Here is a 16812-nt window from a genome sequence, read left to right on the forward strand (position 1 = left end):
TTAAACAACCATGAATCATTTACACACAAAGCTACAAAATATTATAGCTTAACCCTATACCCCTGCCAGAACAACTCATAAAAAGCATTTTTACGAAGCAACCCAACTGGCAGCCCATACGTATTAATAATAAATTTTAGCAATTTAACAGCGTTCGTATTGTTTTAAACGTCTTAGGTTTAAAGAGTCTGTCACACATTTTATGATTAAGCATGTATAAGTATTGTGGCATACTTATTTATCAGAAAAAGCAATACTTTATCATCAACTATTTAAACGTTTTGCGTATGCGTTACGTAAGAAAAATAACCCAAGACCAAGTGGAGTATCTGAGGGAGGTATCTCGCCGTAGTCGTAATTATAGGGAGCGTGAGCGGGCAAAGGCTATTTTACTGAGCTTCAAAGGCTATAATGTAACAACTTTGTCAGATATTTTTGAAGTAAGCAGAGCAACTATTACCAACTGGCTCGATGCCTGGGAAACCAGAGGAACGAAAGGCTTGAAAGACTTGCCCAAACAATCGGGAAGTGAATCTTTGAGAGAAATCAACGATACTTCTTTGCCATCAAAGAAGTTAATTTATAATTGATAAAGAGTTTTTGAAACAAATCTACTTCTATTTTTAGAAAGTTTGTCGCTTATAGGGGCAAACTTTTTTGTTATATATAGCACTCAAATTCTTAAAATCTCATTGCATTGTTTTTAAAAAAGAAGATATTTACTGAAAAGTTCTGGTAGGAAGTTGTAGCACGATTGATAAAATCGTATTGAATCATTATGAAACCTGATTTTTCAAAAGTAAACCTTTTTGAAAAAACAAATGCGGACACTACACCAACAACAAACGCAAATGTTTTTAAAACAGCCGAAGGTATAAATATTAAACCTTACTTTACGGCAACTGATATTCAGGATGCTGAGCATTTACATTTTTCGGCGGGTATTCCTCCTTTTCTGAGGGGGCCTTACAGTACAATGTATGTGATGCAACCTTGGACTATCCGGCAGTATGCGGGTTTTTCAACAGCCGAAGAGTCGAACGCATTTTATCGGCGGAATCTGGCTGCGGGGCAGAAAGGGCTGTCGGTCGCATTTGATTTGGCTACTCACAGAGGCTATGACTCTGACCATCCCCGCGTGGTAGGTGATGTAGGCAAGGCCGGAGTTGCCATTGATTCGGTCGAAGATATGAAAATCCTGTTCGACCACATACCGCTCAACGAAATGTCTGTTTCTATGACCATGAACGGGGCGGTGCTTCCTGTAATGGCTTTTTACATAGTAGCAGCCGAAGAACAGGGTGTTTTGCCTGCTCAACTTTCAGGTACAATCCAGAACGACATACTGAAAGAGTTTATGGTGCGTAATACCTATATTTACCCACCCGAGTTTTCGATGCGGATAGTAGGCGAGATATTTTCTTATACTGCCCGACTCATGCCTAAATTCAACTCTATTTCTATTTCAGGGTATCATATTCATGAAGCGGGTGCGCCTGCGCACCTTGAATTGGCATATACACTGGCCGATGGTCTGGAATACATCAGAACAGGTATTGCCGCAGGTATGGACATCGACGACTTTGCGCCCAGATTGTCGTTTTTCTGGGGTATCGGCATGAACCATTTTATGGAGATTGCCAAAATGCGGGCAGGCAGATTATTGTGGGCAAAAATTGTGAAACAATTTAATCCGAAAAATGCCAAATCATTGGCATTGCGTACCCATTGCCAGACCTCAGGTTGGTCGTTGACCGAGCAAGACCCATTCAATAATGTAGCCCGCACCACTATTGAAGCAATGGCTGCTGCTTTGGGGCATACACAATCGTTACATACAAACTCTCTGGACGAGGCTATTGCACTGCCTACCGATTTTTCGGCTCGTATTGCTCGTAATACCCAACTATATATTCAGCACGAAACTGAAATTTGTCGTGTGGTTGACCCGTGGGGAGGCTCATATTATGTAGAGTACCTGACAAAAGAACTGGTTGAAAAAGCTTGGAAACTAATTGAAGAAGTAGAGGCACTAGGCGGCATGACCAAAGCAATTGATACTGGTTTGCCTAAAATGAGAATAGAAGAAGCGGCTGCCAGAAAACAAGCAAGAATAGACTCAGGCAAAGATATAATTGTAGGTGTTAACAAGTATAAAGCTGCTACCAACACAGAAATAGAGTTGCTGGAAGTAGATAACCAGAATGTACGCCGCAAACAGATAGAAAGGTTAGAGAAAATAAAGAAAGAGCGTAATAATGAAGAGGTTGAACGAATTTTAAATAAAATCTCGGAAGTAACGGCTACACCCACCGGAAACGAAGAAGATAATCTGCTGGCTTTAGCGGTTGAAGCGGCCCGCAAGAGAGCTACCTTAGGAGAAATATCTTATGCCATGGAAAAAATCGTTGGTCGTCATAAAGCTACTATCCGTTCTATTTCGGGTATATATCAGTCAGAAGTTTCTGACGATGAAAATTTCCGGCTTGCCAAGACTATGGCTGATAAATTTGCCGCAATGGAAGGCCGCCGCCCTCGAATTATGATTGCCAAAATGGGGCAGGATGGCCACGACCGCGGGGCTAAGGTAATTGCCACAAGTTTTGCCGATTTAGGCTTTGATGTTGATATTGGCCCTCTGTTCCAGACCCCTCAGGAAACAGCGCAACAAGCTGCCGAAAATGATGTGCATATTGTGGGTGCTTCAAGTCTGGCAGCAGGGCATAAAACATTGGTCCCTCAGCTTATTGAAGAACTCAAAAAACTAGGCCGTGAAGATATTATGGTAATTGCTGGTGGGGTTATTCCACCGCAGGATTACCAATTTTTGTACGATGCCGGAGTAAAAGGTGTATTTGGTCCCGGTACGGTTATATCGGTAGCTGCACAGAAAATTCTGAAAGAGTTAATGGGGGAGTAGGTTTACTCCCTCTACAAATTTCCGCTGGCTTTTCTGTATCTTACACTGGCTATCAGAAAATTATAAATACTTGATAGATACTGGTTTTCGGCACTTTGTAATGAATACTCGGTGTTTTTCAAATCAGAAATCAGAATAACACCTTTCTCAAAACGGAATTTATCAGTGTCAAGAATCCTTTGTGCAAGGGCAATATTTTTCTTGGCCTCTTCCAGATTCATCCTTGATTGTTGAAGCGTGTTCCATGTGCTTTTCGATTCATAACTGAAATCATTTTTAAAACGCTCAATATTATAGGTATTTATCTGTTGGCGAATCCTGAAATCCTGTGCAGCCAGATTAGCCTGTCTGCCATCAAATATTGGGATATTTGCTCTGATACCCACATAATTAGCCGGAAACCACGTGCCACTGGCAAAAGGGTTAAAAGTTTCGGCTAGCTGAAAATAAGAGTAATTCCCATAAGCCGAAATACTGGGTTTATTTCTGGCTTTTTGTTTTTCTACATTCAAACTATTCAAGCGCAAACTAAATTCTTCGGCTTTAATTTCAGTTCGTTTATCAATATTTGATTGATTCTGAATCAGTTGCGAATAGTTAAATATTGTTTGCAAATCTTCAGAAGGGGTTACATTGGCCGTAGTATTTAACTGATATTGTAAGGCAATAAGGCTTAGTTCGTAATCTTGCTGATTTTTGGTTTGTGCTAGGCGGGCATTACTTACTTCTAATTCCAGTTTATCTAAATCATTCTTTAAAATAGTGCCTTGGTCAAACTTGGCTTGTCCGGCTTCAAAGTAGCTGGTAGCTCTTTGTAGTGCCAGACTCGAAAGATTAAGTTTTTCTTTCGAGAAAACGCAATTATAATACGCCTCAGTAATTGCCTGTCTGATATTAACCTTGATTTGCTCAAGTGTGTTGGCTTGTATTTCAGCCTGAGTGTTGTTTATCTGGCGGTCAATTTTTCTGTTGGCGTCATAAACTTTCTGGTCAGCCTGTAACAAGAGTGTATTATTAAATGGGCGGCCTAATTTTATTTCTGTCTGAGACGCACCCGTACCCGGTAACGCAAAAGGCAGAACAGTTGTTTGTAGCTGGGTATTCCAGCGTACATCAACATTGCCGCTTACCTGAGGCAACCATTTTGCTTTAATTTTATTATTCTCGGCACTAGCAATCTGAATATTCAGGTCTTGTGCTTTTAATTCAATCCGGTTAGCCAGCCCTTGCTGAATAGCCTCATTTAGGCTCAGTTGCTGGCCAATAACCGTTGATAACTGAAAACATAATAAGGCAGATATAATAACTCGTATCATAAAGTTTATTTTTCTTCAAAGGTAAAGACTTATTAAAAAGGTGTAGAAATTTTTCTTATTAAGACGGAAAAAAAGCCATACAAAATCTCTTGATTGAGTATTGAGTTTTTAAAAACAATATAAAACCCGAATGCCGCAGAGCATTATTAACTATTGAACAGATATACCCCATAGCTAATAATTTATATTTTTCAATTTAACTTCTTTAGTCTAACTATCTCATTTTCAGGCTGTTTAGTTGTCTTAACTAATCGTTAACAAATAGCCAGTAAACCCTGAGCGTTTCTTTTACATCTAAGAATCAAAAAAGAACAAAATAAAAAACAATAACCAGAAATTCACTATGAGAAAGTTAGTTATGGTAGCAATGTTGGTGGCAGGAGCCATCGCTGCTAATGCGCAAAGAGGATATGACAGACCTGGCCGTTTTGATAACGGATACGGATATGATAAAATAGATGACTACCAACGTGAAGCTCGCCGTCAGATTGCTTTTGGTATTGAAAGTGGAAGAATAACATCGCATGAAGCGAAACGTTTATTACGTGAGGCCGAACGCATTGAAGCAAAAGAAAATCGTTTTAAACGTGATGGCAGACTTGATGCCTTTGAACGCCGTGAATTGGCGCAAGACCTCGCAGTATTGAATAGCTGGATTGCTCGTGAGAAACGCGACAGAGAACGTGTTACTTATGATGAGTATAGCCGAGGGTATGCCAATGGTCGTTATAACGACCGCTATGGGAGATATTAATAAATGAGTTTTATTAATAATGCTTTTTCGTAAACAACAAACAGGGTAAGGTATTAACCTTACCCATTGTTTTTATATGAGGGCTATGTTTTTCTTAAAAAGAATTTTCAAGTTACTGGCTGATATGTATCTTGCAGCAGATTCTAATCGGGATATATATGTATATAATTGAAAACGCAAGTATTAAAGCTACCATTAAGCCTAAAGGCGCAGAGTTGGTGAGCCTGTTACACAAGGTCAATAATCTTGAATATATGTGGTCGGGGAATCCGGCTTTCTGGGGTAAAACATCGCCTGTTTTGTTCCCGATTGTAGGAGCATTAAATGACGATACCTTTATTTATGAGCATCAATCGTATCGTTTGCCGAGGCATGGCTTTGCCCGTGATAAAATATTTGACGTAGAAATGCACTCGCAAGAGAAGATTGTCTTTTTACTAAAAAATGACCCCGACACTTTGCAGGTTTACCCGTTTTCATTTGCGCTTCGTCTTATATATACACTTCATGAAAATCAACTTGGAGTAACCTACCAGATTGATAACACGAGTACTAAAGAAATGCTTTTTTCAGTAGGGGGGCATCCGGCTTTTAAAGTGCCATTAGTAGAAGGTACAACTTATGAAGATTATTATCTCGAATTTAACCAGAACGAAGATTTGATGCGCTGGCCTCTGGCCGATGGGGGCTTAATAAAGCTGACCCCTGAAAAACTAATAATCGAGAAAAAAGGATTGCCTTTAAGCAAAGAGCTTTTTTATCAGGATGCGCTGGTGTTTAAGTACTTAAAATCTGATAGTGTTACCTTGAAGTCAGACAAAACAACCCACCAGTTGCAATTCAATTATCCTGATTTTCCTTTTCTTGGAATATGGGCTGCTAAAGATGCTGACTTCGTTTGTATTGAACCATGGTGTGGCATTGCAGATAGCACCGAACATAATCAGCAATTAACCACCAAAGAAGGAATTAATAAACTTGCTACTGGCCAGACATTTAGCCGAACTTGGAGTGTTGTCCTTAGTTAATCTCAGAGAGTAATTATACATCAAGTACCTACGTTCTTGTTTAATTATACTTACAAGAAACTTACTCTACGTCTTTTCAGGATTCATTTACTCAGGTACTAGTATCTGAGTAAATGCCTTATTCTTCTACTGTATCATTTGTAGTTTTATTTCATGGTATTAGCCTTCTGATATTCTCGTTAAAGGCTTATTTACTTTCAGGAACTTTCTTGAAAACGCTTTTGAGTGTTACAATTTTTCCTTCACTCAAAATATGCCGGAAAATAAAAATTGCTCTCAAAAAACGCCGGAAAATAAAAAAACTACCATTATTCTAAAGATTCCCTCTATTATTATGGCTACATAACGCCTAACAACTGGTACAAACTTATAACGTATATATCACAACCCTATGAAAAAAATATTTCTTATTTTCTTCTTGCTGGCATTTAAGATTCATGCTCAAACAGAAGTGAGTATCTCTTATCCGAAGCCAGCATTCCTGATGAGTTTTAAAGACCCTTATAAAGAAATAAGGCTCGACTTTGAAGATGACTACAAAGGTTTTTATGCCAAAATGGATGTAAGCGATTCTTTGATGGTTTTCAGAAGTAAAAACGAATTTAAGAAATATACCAACGAAGTAGAAAAATATAAAAAGGCCGTAGAAAGAGCCATTAAAGAAAAAGAAGAAGAGGAAAAAGAATTAAAGGAAGGAAAGGCAAAGAAAAGTTCAAAAAACAAAAAAGAAGTAGTACTTACCCCACCAGATAAAACAACTTATTTAATTATAAACAGAGAATTATTAAAGCCGGGTCTGGAATTAGAAGTTACGTATCAGGAGTACCGTTCAAGTAAAAAACTTTTGGTTACCACTATTGTAATAACTACTGATTTAGATAAAAAAGCTACTTATGAGGGGATTTTCGAAAAACTAGACGGTGATATTGCTACAATTGATGGAAAAGCAGTAAAACTGGTAGAAAAAGCACAGATAAAAGGAAAAAAAGGTAAAGGATTTGAAGGAAAAGTGTTCAACTCGTTTAAAGAAATGATGTTGGGTAGCATTGTAGAAGTGAATGGAAGAAGGCAAGCCGACGGCGTGTTGCTGGCAGAAAAAGGCGAAGTATGGGAAAACTCAGAAGACGACCTTGACAGGCAAATAAAAGTTTCTTTGAAAAATACCATGCGGATGTCGGCTAATGAAGTTGCTTTTGGGGATTCAAAATTTCAGCTTATTAAAAATCCGGCCATTCAGACGTATGTGTCTAAAGTTGGGAGGTCACTTATTCCACAGTATCAGAAAGAGTTGCACAAAGACCATCCCGCTAAAATAGATTTTAATTTTTATGTAATAAAAGATAGTACGTTTAATGCCTGTGCGTATCCTGACGGTTCTATTTTCGTGCATTCAACACTGCTTGAAGAAATAGAAAACGAGGCTCAGCTTGCGGCTATTCTGGGCCACGAAATGGCTCATGTAACTTATGAGCATTCTAAAAAGAATTTTGAAACAAATAAAAACATAAAGTTAGGAAAAGAAGGTGTTGTAATTATTGGAAAAATAATAGACCGCACCACCAATACATCAATTCCTGTGGCCGATTTATCGGTAATGGTGGCAAGTTTTGGTGGTCAGGCACTTTCGAGCAAATATAGCAGAGACCTCGAAAGTCAGGCAGACCGAAATGGACTTACCTATATGATTAACGCCGGATATGACCCAAGAGAGGCCGCAAAAATCTGGAAAAGGCTTTCGACACTTAGCGATAAAAATGAACCTGAATATCATTATGGTTCAGATGTGGTCAGAGCGGTATCAAAAGGTATCGAAACAATCTATGCCTCTCACCCCGATGCGAATAATCGTTATAAAAGTCTTAACCGGCTTCTGGCACAAAACCTCTTTACTGAGGAGCTTGAAGATAAAACAATTGGGAAAGACGAATACACAGCCTTTAAAAAAGGATTGAAAAATGTATTGAAAGGAAAGGCATTTGATGAACCGGTATATGTGGCTCCTAAAAAAGAAGAGACCAAACCTGTTGACCCTAAACCTGCAACGGATACCAAGCCACCTGCCAACAAGCCGCCAACCAAACCTAAAGCACAAGTTAAAAAGAAACCTAACGATTAAGCAAATACATGAATTTAAGACTATTTATTATTATTCAATTACTGCTTGTGCAGGTTAGTTACGCTCAAAGTGTATATTCAGTGGCACTCATTGGTACTGACGACAAAACACGCCTGAAAGATGCCGAGCAATTTACGTTACTGAGTAAAGACATCGCCACAAATCTGGGCTTTTCCTTAAAAACGTCACAACTGACGGGTGTAAAATTCAATGCAAAAAATACGAAACAAACGCTTCAGAACATAAATCCGAATCCGTCTGATATAGTCATTCTCTATTATAGTGGTAAAGGCACTATCGACGAACAAAAAATATGGCCTGTGTTTCATTACCCCGAGAGTGATTTGCTCATGCGTGATGCCATAGCAATTTTGAAAGCTAAAAAGCCCAAATTATTGCTAATTATAGGCGATTGCGACCAGAAAGAGTATATTCCTGATATTGACTTAAAATCATTGGTAGTGGTGCATCCGGCAAGTGAAAAAGATAATTTCGCTCAGTTATTTACGGCTTTTAAGGGGAGAACAACAATTCTTATTTCATCTACTTCGGTTGGGCAGGTAGCAAAACGCGACAAAACTTATGGCTCTGTGTTTCTGAAAGAATTCAAAAGAACATTTGAAGAAGAAACCAGTTCTGAAACAAGTAATGCCTCATGGAATACTATTCGTGAAAAAACCCTGAATAGGGTGCAAAAAGCCACCAATAACCTACAAAAACCAAAGTTTACTATACAAGTTTTGTCTGACGTTGAGGACGAATAAAACCAAACGTGTAAATAACCATTATTAATTCTTGCATTTATTTTTATTCTAAATACCTAAAACTAAATTTTCAAGCAAATGAAATTCGATGATTTTCTGACCTTCGACAAAATGATTACACCGGTAATCATTAAAATTATCTATTACTTCCTTGTTATTGCTTCAATTTTCGGGGGCATAGTTTTTATCGTGCAGGGCATTTCTGCTCCGTGGGGTGGTGGAATGATGGTTTTTAGTGGCTTGCTGACACTTATTTTTGGCCCTATCTGGTCAAGAGTATTTTGTGAATTGATGATTGTATCTTTCAGAATTTATGCTCGCCTTTCGAGTATTGATGAAAACATCAAGAAAAAATCAAACATTTAGTAATTGTTTTTTTTAAGAAATAACACCTTTCGAGGTGTTATTTCTTAGTATCAAGGTTATGTATCTGAGGTTTTAGAATAATACATAAACACACAAGAATTGAAAAAATGCCTGATTTTATTCATAAAATAATAAGTAAGAGCAATAAATCATTGCCTGACATAACTTGTCAGACAATTTTTATTTTATGCTTTATCGGACTACCCTTTACTGGAATTTCCCAGAATCTCCATGTGTTTTCAGTGGTTCAAAGTAAAGAGGCCGCCAGACCCGACCGCCTGCTAGATGCTGACCGAATCAATGACCTAAGCACCGATATTGCTGCTTATGCTGGTTTTACCAGATATTTCTATGATTTAGGCGAAGGAGATGCTTTTAACCCTGTTACCCTCAAGCAAACCATTCAGAAACTCCGGTTTAGTGTTTGTAATCAGGACGTTGTCTGGATTCATTTTTCTGGTTATGGCCGCAATGATGATGAAACTATTTACCCAGCCCTCAAAATGGGTGGGTCTGAAATATACCTTCGCGATATTATAGCTATGCTCAGGACTAAAAAGCCAAAAATTATTTTAATCAGTATTGATTCCGGTAATGAGAAAAAACCAGCAAAAGAATTTTCTAATCAGGTATCTGACCAGAGTACAGAAGTGCAGGTATCTGGTTCGCCACTAGTCAGAATTGTAAAACCGCTGGTTTCAAACCCTATTCCCAGAGAAATGGGTGCGTATCATCAGCTAGAGAATTATGGCCGACTTTTCAAAAATTTTGAAGGAACAAAAGTGATAATTTTTCAGTCAAACTCAATTGGTGAAAACGCCATCAGTAACGTAGTAGATGGGTCTTACGGCCTGTTTTGCCTCGAAAAATGCCTGCGTGAAGCCATTAATAATAAAGATGTGAGTGCTGACTGGATGACAATCAAAGAAAACTATGTGAAATATGTGAGTGGTAAATCTAAGAACCGCCAGAATCCTAAAGTAACCATCGAGGTACCATTAGATAAATGTAAAGAAAATGAATAAATTTCTTCTGCTGATTTTTTTATGCTTGGGTTTGAATACAAACGGGCAAACCCTTCATTTTCTGGTGTTTGGAGACACAGAAGACCCACGGATTGGTATTCCCACTAATATGAGTTGTGACTACCTGAAACAACTTTCAGATGAAATTGCAACAAATGCCGAACTCAAAGAAAACTTTATGAAGTTTACGGGTTCCGATTACACTAAGGCAAACTTTCTGTCAACCATAAATAATCTGAATGTGGGTTCTCAGGATGTTGTATTTGCCTATATCATCAGTCATGGGTGGAACAATATGAGAAACGAATATCCCATGATGGTTTTTGGCCCTAAATCATTAGGGATAGATAATGGCTCTATTAACCTGAACGAAATCTATCAGAGTATTATAAAGAAAAATCCAAAGCTTTTGATTGTAATAGGAGAAGCATGTAACCGCGAACGGAATGTTCGCCCTCCTGCCATTAAATCGAAAGAGCTTGTGGTGCATCCACCACGTTTTGATATTGATGCAGAACAATTTAAAAACCTTTTCAGGAAAAGCAATAAAGGCATACTCATGTGTTCGTCACGCAGAGGGCAGGTCTCTACCTCTGATGTCGACAAAGGCGGATGGTTTACCCAATCTTTCAGAGAAACATTGGAAGATTTTACCTCAAAAAAGCATAAAAAGCCGGCTACTTGGGAAGAACTAATGGAAACAACCAAAAAAGCTACTGAAAAACTTGCCTACGATAGTGGTAGCGAAGACCCTCAGTCGCCCGTCTACGAAATTAATAATATGCCTGCAAAATCGCCTGTTATTCCAAAAGAAGACACCCAAAATAATAGACCAGTAGCCAAACAGGAAAAACCCATAGCGCCACCAGTTTCGCTGCCCACAAACGAACCTAAAAAAGCATCAAAGAACGTAAATGAACCATGTAATTATAATTTTAGTGGATTCAGAATAAATAAAGAAAGGTTGGCGTATCTGGAAAGCTATTGGAAAGGACTCGATGGCCTTTCGGACGAAGAAGCCTCAGAGCGTTTCAAGGAAAGTGTGTATCCTGAAAATACCAGAATTTTTTATAAGGATATAGCCAGTTTTCTGGAAATAGAACAGTATCCTGCCCGAACAAAATGGTTTACCAGCAAGGGCAAGGAAATTATTGAACTCTTTGACGAAACCAACGAATACGTTGATACAAAAGATTTTAAGTTAAAAGCCATGTCTAAACTTTCGTTGGTTATAGAAGCCATGAAAGATATTACCCGACAATTAGAAGATATTAACAGAAAATGTAGTGAGTAATTAAAACTTGGTTATGAGATACAGAATAATTACAAGAACTAGTAATATTTCGGATATTGAAAAAGCCATATTTATATGGTATAAGCAATTTACGTGGTTCGATAGAGTCAATACAATTCACTATAAAAATAACACCATCCTTCCACACTTTGTTAATGAACCTAAAACTATCTCAACCCACATAGTAAAAGAAGATGATTATGGTAGAAACTATGTCGATATTTTCAAAGTACGAGAAGACATAATTTTTATGATGGACAAACGTAGCAATACATTGTCATATACCACAATGCACCAGTTATTAAAAACAAGGTTAGGGGCTAAATTGGCAACTGAAAAGTTTAGAGAAGGAACCGTAGGATATGGCGTGCATGCTAGTATCACAACCATAAGAAGCATATTTGGTGACTATGGCGATGCTTTCATAGGTGAGCTTTTTAATAGCCCTGAAGCACAAAGAATAATGGCCCTACCTAACACAAAGGAAAACAACCTGAAAATTGCCAGACTTGAATATGAGTATTGGAATAGAGTGGCTGACGAAAATCGTTTTTTTTCAGAAGATTATTTCGGTGGTGCCGCTGGAAGTTCTTTTAAACCCGATTCAAGAACTACCATACAGTTTTTACTAGGTTCATTAAGAAGTCCCAATAGGGTAAACATAGCTAAAGACCTTGCATGGAAGAAAATAAATGAAATGTTAAAACAATAGTAATGTGAACTGATTATGCAAAACACTACAATTCTGAAATATAAGCTTTTAAAAAAAATTGGTGAGGGCGGATTTGCGGAGGTCTGGCTTGGAGAGCATGAAAAGCTAAATAACAAAGTTGCTATAAAAATACTAGATACTAAAATTGTCGAAATGGATGGCTTTAAAGAACGTTTTCTGAGAGCCGCCAAACTACTAAGTAGCCTGAAACACCCCTATATTGTTGAAGTAATAGATTATGACGATACCGACAGATATGTAATGATTATGGAGTATCTCGATGGCCCCATGTTTCGTGAGTACATTACTAAAAACTACAACGCCAGTAAGCCACTTGAGTTTATTCCGCTTTTTCTTCAGGTTATTGAGGCCGTAGGCTTTATTCATCAAAAAGGGGTTATTCATAGAGATATTAAACCAACTAATGTAATTATTCAGCAATTAAGTGATAGTACCCTAAGGGCAAAATTGCTGGATTTTGACATAGCTAAAGACCTGAATAGTGAGCATACGGCAACGCTTACTAATCAGCAGATGGGAACCATCACTTACATGAGTCCTGAGCAAGTACTTAGTGCAAAAGCCATCGACGAAAGAAGCGATATTTACTCATTGGGTGTTATGATGTTTTTTGTATTAACCGGAAAGGCAGCATATTCTGCACAGACAGACTCCCAATTCAAGTTGATGGAGAAAATTGTAAAAGAGCCATTGCCAGATATTAAAACAATTAATACTAACATACCTGATTGGGCTGTGGCTGTTGTTAACAAAGCTACCCATAAACAACCCGAAATGCGTTTTCAGAACTGTCAGGAGTTCAGAGACGCGATTCTGAGTGGAATGAGTCAAAAGGCAGTCACGGAAGAAGAGAAAACAGTGATGATGGACTCAGAAAAAACACAATTTTTTTCTAAAATAGAACCTGTAACACAAAGTACTGCTCAGGCCGAACCCGAAACGCCTACTTCTGAACCCAAAAAAACTAATTCTAAGGCAATCCTGATTGGGTTGTTACTAGCCATGGTAATAACAGCCATAGGGGTTTATTTTTATATTAATCATGATAAAAAAGATAGTGTCAGTCAGGTTGAGGCTGTTCAGAAAGATACTCTAACAAATTCATTGCCCCAAAACGAGCCGGATAATAAAAAAAATGCTGATAATTCAATAATAAATATTTTATTTGGTAAGGCAAAAGCAGCAGATAGCAACGGAGATTTTGACACAGCCATAGACCTTTACAAAAAAGGCATAAGCCGAGGTGATACCCGCCCGTATAATAATTTGGGAGTATTATTTGCTTATAAAAAGAATTCTCCTGAAGAGGCAATTAAATACTATACCTTAGGAAGTGAAGCCGGAGATGCAGACGCTACCAATAATCTTGGTATATTATACTATGAAAAGGGGCAACTTAAAAATGCTGAAACATGGTTTCTGAAAGCATATCAGCAAGACAAAGATAAAACCATGAAAATTATAAGGGTGCTCAGAAAAAAAACACCATCATTCCTTTCAGATTTGAATTAACCATTATTTATGAAATTTTCAGAAACGTCTCAAAGAGCTATCCAGATTGCGCAAATCATTGCAAAAGAATTTAATCATGCCCAGTTTTCAGCAGCTCACCTGCTAAAAGCCCTCTTGCATGAAGAAATAGGTCTTTCGGCAGTGCTTATAGCGCAAGGAAAAGACATTCATTATCTGAGAGACTGGGCAGAAGTAAGAATCGAAGAACTCCCAAGAACAAAAGCAGTAGAAAACCCAACTGCCGATGCGCTGGCAAAGAAAGCGTTAGAAGGGGCTGAAATTTTTAAAATACAATACGAAAAAAACAATATTGATGCTTGGTGTGTGCTGGCAGCTATTGTAAAACCAAATATGGTTTTTAAAATAGATGAGCTAAGTACGCTTTCAATTACTTCAAAAGAAGTGATTGATGCAATGCTGGCCGAAGACGACCTGATTGCAGCAGTAAGCGAGACTCCGGCAACAACAACAAATACCAAAACAGCCACTGATGCACCTAGAAATACGGGCAAAAATGCTGTTCATAAATTTTGTATTAATAAGACAGAGTTAGCTAAAGAAGAAAAAATCGACCCAATTATCGGGCGCGACAATGAAACACGCCATTTGATTGAATATTTAGGCCGCCGGAGTAAACCAAATGTAATCATTACAGGTGAACCCGGGGTAGGTAAAACCGCATTGGTTGATGGCCTAGCTCTTAATATTGTGCAGGGTAAAGTGCCTAATAGCCTAAAAAATGCCCAACTGCTTGAACTTGATACAGGTGCGCTGGTAGCAGGGGCCTCATACAAGGGCGAGGTTGAAGACCGAATAAAAAATATTATACGCGAAGTGAAACAATTTGAGAAAGCTATTCTCTTTATTGATGAAATTCATGTATTGCTAGATTCCAAAGGGTCAATAGGTAATGGTGTAGCACAATTATTAAAACCTGAACTTGCCAGAGGTGAGTTAACGGTTATTGGAGCCACTACAAACGAAGAATACCAGAAGTTTATAGAGAAAGACGATGCCTTTGCACGTAGATTCGGTGTGCTAAGAATAGAAGAACCAGATATTGACAGCACCGCCCGTATGCTTCAACACATTTTGCCTAAGTACGAAACACATCATAACTTAAAACTAAAGGCTAATATTCCGGTAGAAGCAGCGCGCTTGGCAAAAAGATATTTGCCAGACCGCCGTTTGCCTGATTCGGCCATTGACCTCATTGACCGTACCATGGCATCTGTTGCAATGGTTGGCGAAACTTCAGAAGAAACCCTCAGAGGACTACAAAAAGAACTTGAAGAACTGATAAGTAAAAAAGAAGAACTGGGCGAAAAAACATACTTGACAGAGCTAGCTTGGTTTAAGGCAAGAATTAAAAATAAGATAAGCCCTATTCTGGTTAATAAATCGCAGGAGTTTAAAAATGTACCAGAAACTGCCGCTGATTTTGAAGCACATCTGACAGAAATACTTAATACATTAATTGAAGTTTCAAAAAACAAAAAAGAATGGGTTGAAGAAGACGACATCGCCATAACAATCTCAACCCAGACAGGTATCCCGACAGGTAAATTACAGAGTCAGGAAAAAGAAAAACTCGCCAAAATAGGCGAAATATTAAAAAGTAGAGTAGTAGGGCAGGACCACGCCATTGAAATCATTGCGAAATCGCTTAATATTTCAAGAGCTGGGTTGCTTAAAGGAAAACAACCTATCGGGTCATTTTTCTTTCTGGGTTCAACAGGTACTGGTAAAACAGAGTTAGCCAAATCGCTTGCCGATTTCCTTTTTAACGACGAATCGTTCATGATTCGTTTTGATATGTCCGAATTTAAAGAAGAACACTCAGCTTCTTTACTTCTTGGAGCTCCCCCTGGCTACGTAGGTTATGAAGAAGGAGGTTTACTAGTGAACAGAATCCGCCAGAAACCCTATTCTGTTGTACTATTTGATGAAATAGAAAAAGCGCATAAATCTGTCTTTGATATATTTCTGAATGTGTTAGATGAAGGCCGTGTAAAAGATAAACTCGATAAAGTAGGAGATTTCTCCAACGCCATCATTATATTCACATCAAACATCGGTGCCGAGTTTATCGTCAATCATTTCAAAGAAGGTAAAACACCTGAGCATAAAGACTTACTAAAAATTATGCAAGGTCATTTCAGGCCAGAGTTCTTGCAGCGTATCAACACTATTATTCCGTTTGCACCAATTTCAGAAGAAATGGCTACAAAAATCTTTGAAATTCAACTTAAAGGGCTGGTTTCGTCACTTAATCAGCAAGGTATTAACTTTGAGATGGACAAGGAGGCTATTCAGGCACTGGCACTTTCTGACTTTACATCAGAATACGGAGCAAGGCAAATCAAAGGTATTATCCGTAATGAACTGATGTGGCCTATTTCGCAGATGATTATCAACGGAGAGATTCAAGGTGGCCAGACACTTACGGTCTCAGTAACGGAAGATAAAAAAATTGACTGGAAAATAACCGGAGAACCCACCATAAATAATCCTGAGATATAACTATAACGCTGGTTTGGGCGATTATTTATTGAAAACTTATAGCTGAATATCCAGTTTAAACAGACTTAAAATTGCCTCAAACAACGTTTTGGAGCCATGTCTGCGTATGCTTATATGTTAGTAACTATAAAATAAATAAAACTATGTACAGCGGTATAAAAGAAGGAGCTTCTATTAAAGCTAAAGAAACAATGGTTAACAGAAATTGTGGTATTGACTCAGAAAATGCCAGAGGATATATTTGTAAGGCTGATTCTTCCGGCGTATCAATTTATCTGGAAAAGGGTAAAGGAAGAGGCACAATTGAAGCCATCATGACCCCCGAACATTTTGCTATGAATTTTCAGGTAGATGGTTTAATGTTAACACCTGCAACGTTTTATATCCGTAGTACACATTACACAAAGTCTTTACCAAAAGATTTTCTATGATGTCCCAACAAAGTTTTTTACCTGTTCGCA

The 16812-nt window shown here is 38.1% G+C and carries 14 protein-coding genes; 13 read left to right on the forward strand and 1 reads right to left on the reverse strand.

The window, feature by feature from the left end; all coding sequences use genetic code 11:
• Positions 1-287 precede the first annotated feature (287 nt).
• Together WAA15_RS00175 and scpA are read left to right on the forward strand one after the other, a co-directional pair.
• The gene (locus WAA15_RS00175; RefSeq protein ID WP_337040299.1) at positions 288-590 is read left to right on the forward strand and encodes a helix-turn-helix domain-containing protein; all 303 of its coding nucleotides are present in this window, start codon (positions 288-290) and stop codon (positions 588-590) included.
• 188 nt (positions 591-778) lie between these two features.
• The gene (gene scpA, locus WAA15_RS00180) at positions 779-2920 is read left to right on the forward strand and encodes a methylmalonyl-CoA mutase (RefSeq protein WP_337040301.1); all 2142 of its coding nucleotides are present in this window, start codon (positions 779-781) and stop codon (positions 2918-2920) included.
• An 11-nt stretch (positions 2921-2931) separates the two neighbouring features.
• Here scpA and WAA15_RS00185 read toward each other — a convergent pair whose 3' ends face one another.
• Entirely contained in the window at positions 2932-4236 is a 1305-nt protein-coding gene (locus tag WAA15_RS00185) for a TolC family protein (RefSeq protein WP_337040302.1), read from the reverse strand.
• 343 nt (positions 4237-4579) lie between these two features.
• On the opposite strand from WAA15_RS00185, the gene WAA15_RS00190 reads away from it, so the two are divergent.
• The 11 genes from WAA15_RS00190 to WAA15_RS00240 all read left to right on the forward strand — a co-directional run bounded on the left by WAA15_RS00190 (position 4580) and on the right by WAA15_RS00240 (position 16782).
• Positions 4580-4990 (forward strand): hypothetical protein, encoded by a 411-nt coding sequence (locus WAA15_RS00190; RefSeq protein WP_337040303.1) that lies wholly within the window; start codon positions 4580-4582, stop codon positions 4988-4990.
• Between the two features lie 158 nt (positions 4991-5148).
• Positions 5149-6018 carry an aldose 1-epimerase family protein gene (locus WAA15_RS00195; RefSeq protein ID WP_337040304.1) on the forward strand — a complete coding sequence of 290 codons (870 nt, stop codon included), beginning with the start codon at positions 5149-5151 and terminating at the stop codon, positions 6016-6018.
• Positions 6019-6409: 391 nt separating this feature from the next.
• Positions 6410-8134 carry a M48 family metalloprotease gene (locus WAA15_RS00200; RefSeq protein ID WP_337040305.1) on the forward strand — a complete coding sequence of 575 codons (1725 nt, stop codon included), beginning with the start codon at positions 6410-6412 and terminating at the stop codon, positions 8132-8134.
• A gap of 8 nt (positions 8135-8142) precedes the next feature.
• Positions 8143-8898 (forward strand): caspase family protein, encoded by a 756-nt coding sequence (locus WAA15_RS00205; protein WP_337040306.1) that lies wholly within the window; start codon positions 8143-8145, stop codon positions 8896-8898.
• A 78-nt stretch (positions 8899-8976) separates the two neighbouring features.
• Complete coding sequence (locus WAA15_RS00210) at positions 8977-9264, forward strand: DUF4282 domain-containing protein (protein WP_337040307.1); 288 nt, start codon at positions 8977-8979, stop codon at positions 9262-9264.
• A 107-nt stretch (positions 9265-9371) separates the two neighbouring features.
• Positions 9372-10289, forward strand: coding sequence for a hypothetical protein (locus WAA15_RS00215; RefSeq protein WP_337040308.1), 918 nt, complete (start codon positions 9372-9374; stop codon positions 10287-10289).
• Positions 10282-11583 (forward strand): caspase family protein, encoded by a 1302-nt coding sequence (locus WAA15_RS00220; protein WP_337040309.1) that lies wholly within the window; start codon positions 10282-10284, stop codon positions 11581-11583. Before WAA15_RS00215 ends, WAA15_RS00220 begins: the two co-directional genes overlap by 8 nt.
• Before the next feature lie 13 nt (positions 11584-11596).
• Positions 11597-12295: a hypothetical protein gene (locus WAA15_RS00225; RefSeq protein WP_337040310.1), complete on the forward strand. Its 699-nt coding sequence runs from the start codon at positions 11597-11599 to the stop codon at positions 12293-12295.
• 15 nt (positions 12296-12310) lie between these two features.
• Positions 12311-13828, forward strand: a complete 1518-nt coding sequence (locus WAA15_RS00230) for a protein kinase domain-containing protein (RefSeq protein WP_337040311.1) — start codon at positions 12311-12313, stop codon at positions 13826-13828.
• A 9-nt stretch (positions 13829-13837) separates the two neighbouring features.
• On the forward strand, positions 13838-16351 hold the full coding sequence (locus WAA15_RS00235; RefSeq protein WP_337040312.1) for an ATP-dependent Clp protease ATP-binding subunit: 2514 nt from the start codon (positions 13838-13840) through the stop codon (positions 16349-16351).
• A gap of 143 nt (positions 16352-16494) precedes the next feature.
• Positions 16495-16782, forward strand: coding sequence for a hypothetical protein (locus WAA15_RS00240; RefSeq protein ID WP_337040313.1), 288 nt, complete (start codon positions 16495-16497; stop codon positions 16780-16782).
• Positions 16783-16812 lie beyond the last annotated feature (30 nt).

The organism is Emticicia sp. 17c (genome assembly GCF_037153985.1).
GTDB lineage: Bacteria > Bacteroidota > Bacteroidia > Cytophagales > Spirosomataceae > Emticicia.

What these genes read in the sequence shown, in the direction of transcription:
- WAA15_RS00175 (WP_337040299.1), top strand. Translation starts at nt 288, where the DNA reads ATGCGTTACGTAAGAAAAATAACCCAAGACCAAGTGGAGTATCTGAGG.
- scpA (WP_337040301.1), top strand. Translation starts at nt 779, where the DNA reads ATGAAACCTGATTTTTCAAAAGTAAACCTTTTTGAAAAAACAAATGCG.
- WAA15_RS00185 (WP_337040302.1), bottom strand. Translation starts at nt 4,236, where the DNA reads ATGATACGAGTTATTATATCTGCCTTATTATGTTTTCAGTTATCAACG.
- WAA15_RS00190 (WP_337040303.1), top strand. Translation starts at nt 4,580, where the DNA reads ATGAGAAAGTTAGTTATGGTAGCAATGTTGGTGGCAGGAGCCATCGCT.
- WAA15_RS00195 (WP_337040304.1), top strand. Translation starts at nt 5,149, where the DNA reads ATGTATATAATTGAAAACGCAAGTATTAAAGCTACCATTAAGCCTAAA.
- WAA15_RS00200 (WP_337040305.1), top strand. Translation starts at nt 6,410, where the DNA reads ATGAAAAAAATATTTCTTATTTTCTTCTTGCTGGCATTTAAGATTCAT.
- WAA15_RS00205 (WP_337040306.1), top strand. Translation starts at nt 8,143, where the DNA reads ATGAATTTAAGACTATTTATTATTATTCAATTACTGCTTGTGCAGGTT.
- WAA15_RS00210 (WP_337040307.1), top strand. Translation starts at nt 8,977, where the DNA reads ATGAAATTCGATGATTTTCTGACCTTCGACAAAATGATTACACCGGTA.
- WAA15_RS00215 (WP_337040308.1), top strand. Translation starts at nt 9,372, where the DNA reads ATGCCTGATTTTATTCATAAAATAATAAGTAAGAGCAATAAATCATTG.
- WAA15_RS00220 (WP_337040309.1), top strand. Translation starts at nt 10,282, where the DNA reads ATGAATAAATTTCTTCTGCTGATTTTTTTATGCTTGGGTTTGAATACA.
- WAA15_RS00225 (WP_337040310.1), top strand. Translation starts at nt 11,597, where the DNA reads ATGAGATACAGAATAATTACAAGAACTAGTAATATTTCGGATATTGAA.
- WAA15_RS00230 (WP_337040311.1), top strand. Translation starts at nt 12,311, where the DNA reads ATGCAAAACACTACAATTCTGAAATATAAGCTTTTAAAAAAAATTGGT.
- WAA15_RS00235 (WP_337040312.1), top strand. Translation starts at nt 13,838, where the DNA reads ATGAAATTTTCAGAAACGTCTCAAAGAGCTATCCAGATTGCGCAAATC.
- WAA15_RS00240 (WP_337040313.1), top strand. Translation starts at nt 16,495, where the DNA reads ATGTACAGCGGTATAAAAGAAGGAGCTTCTATTAAAGCTAAAGAAACA.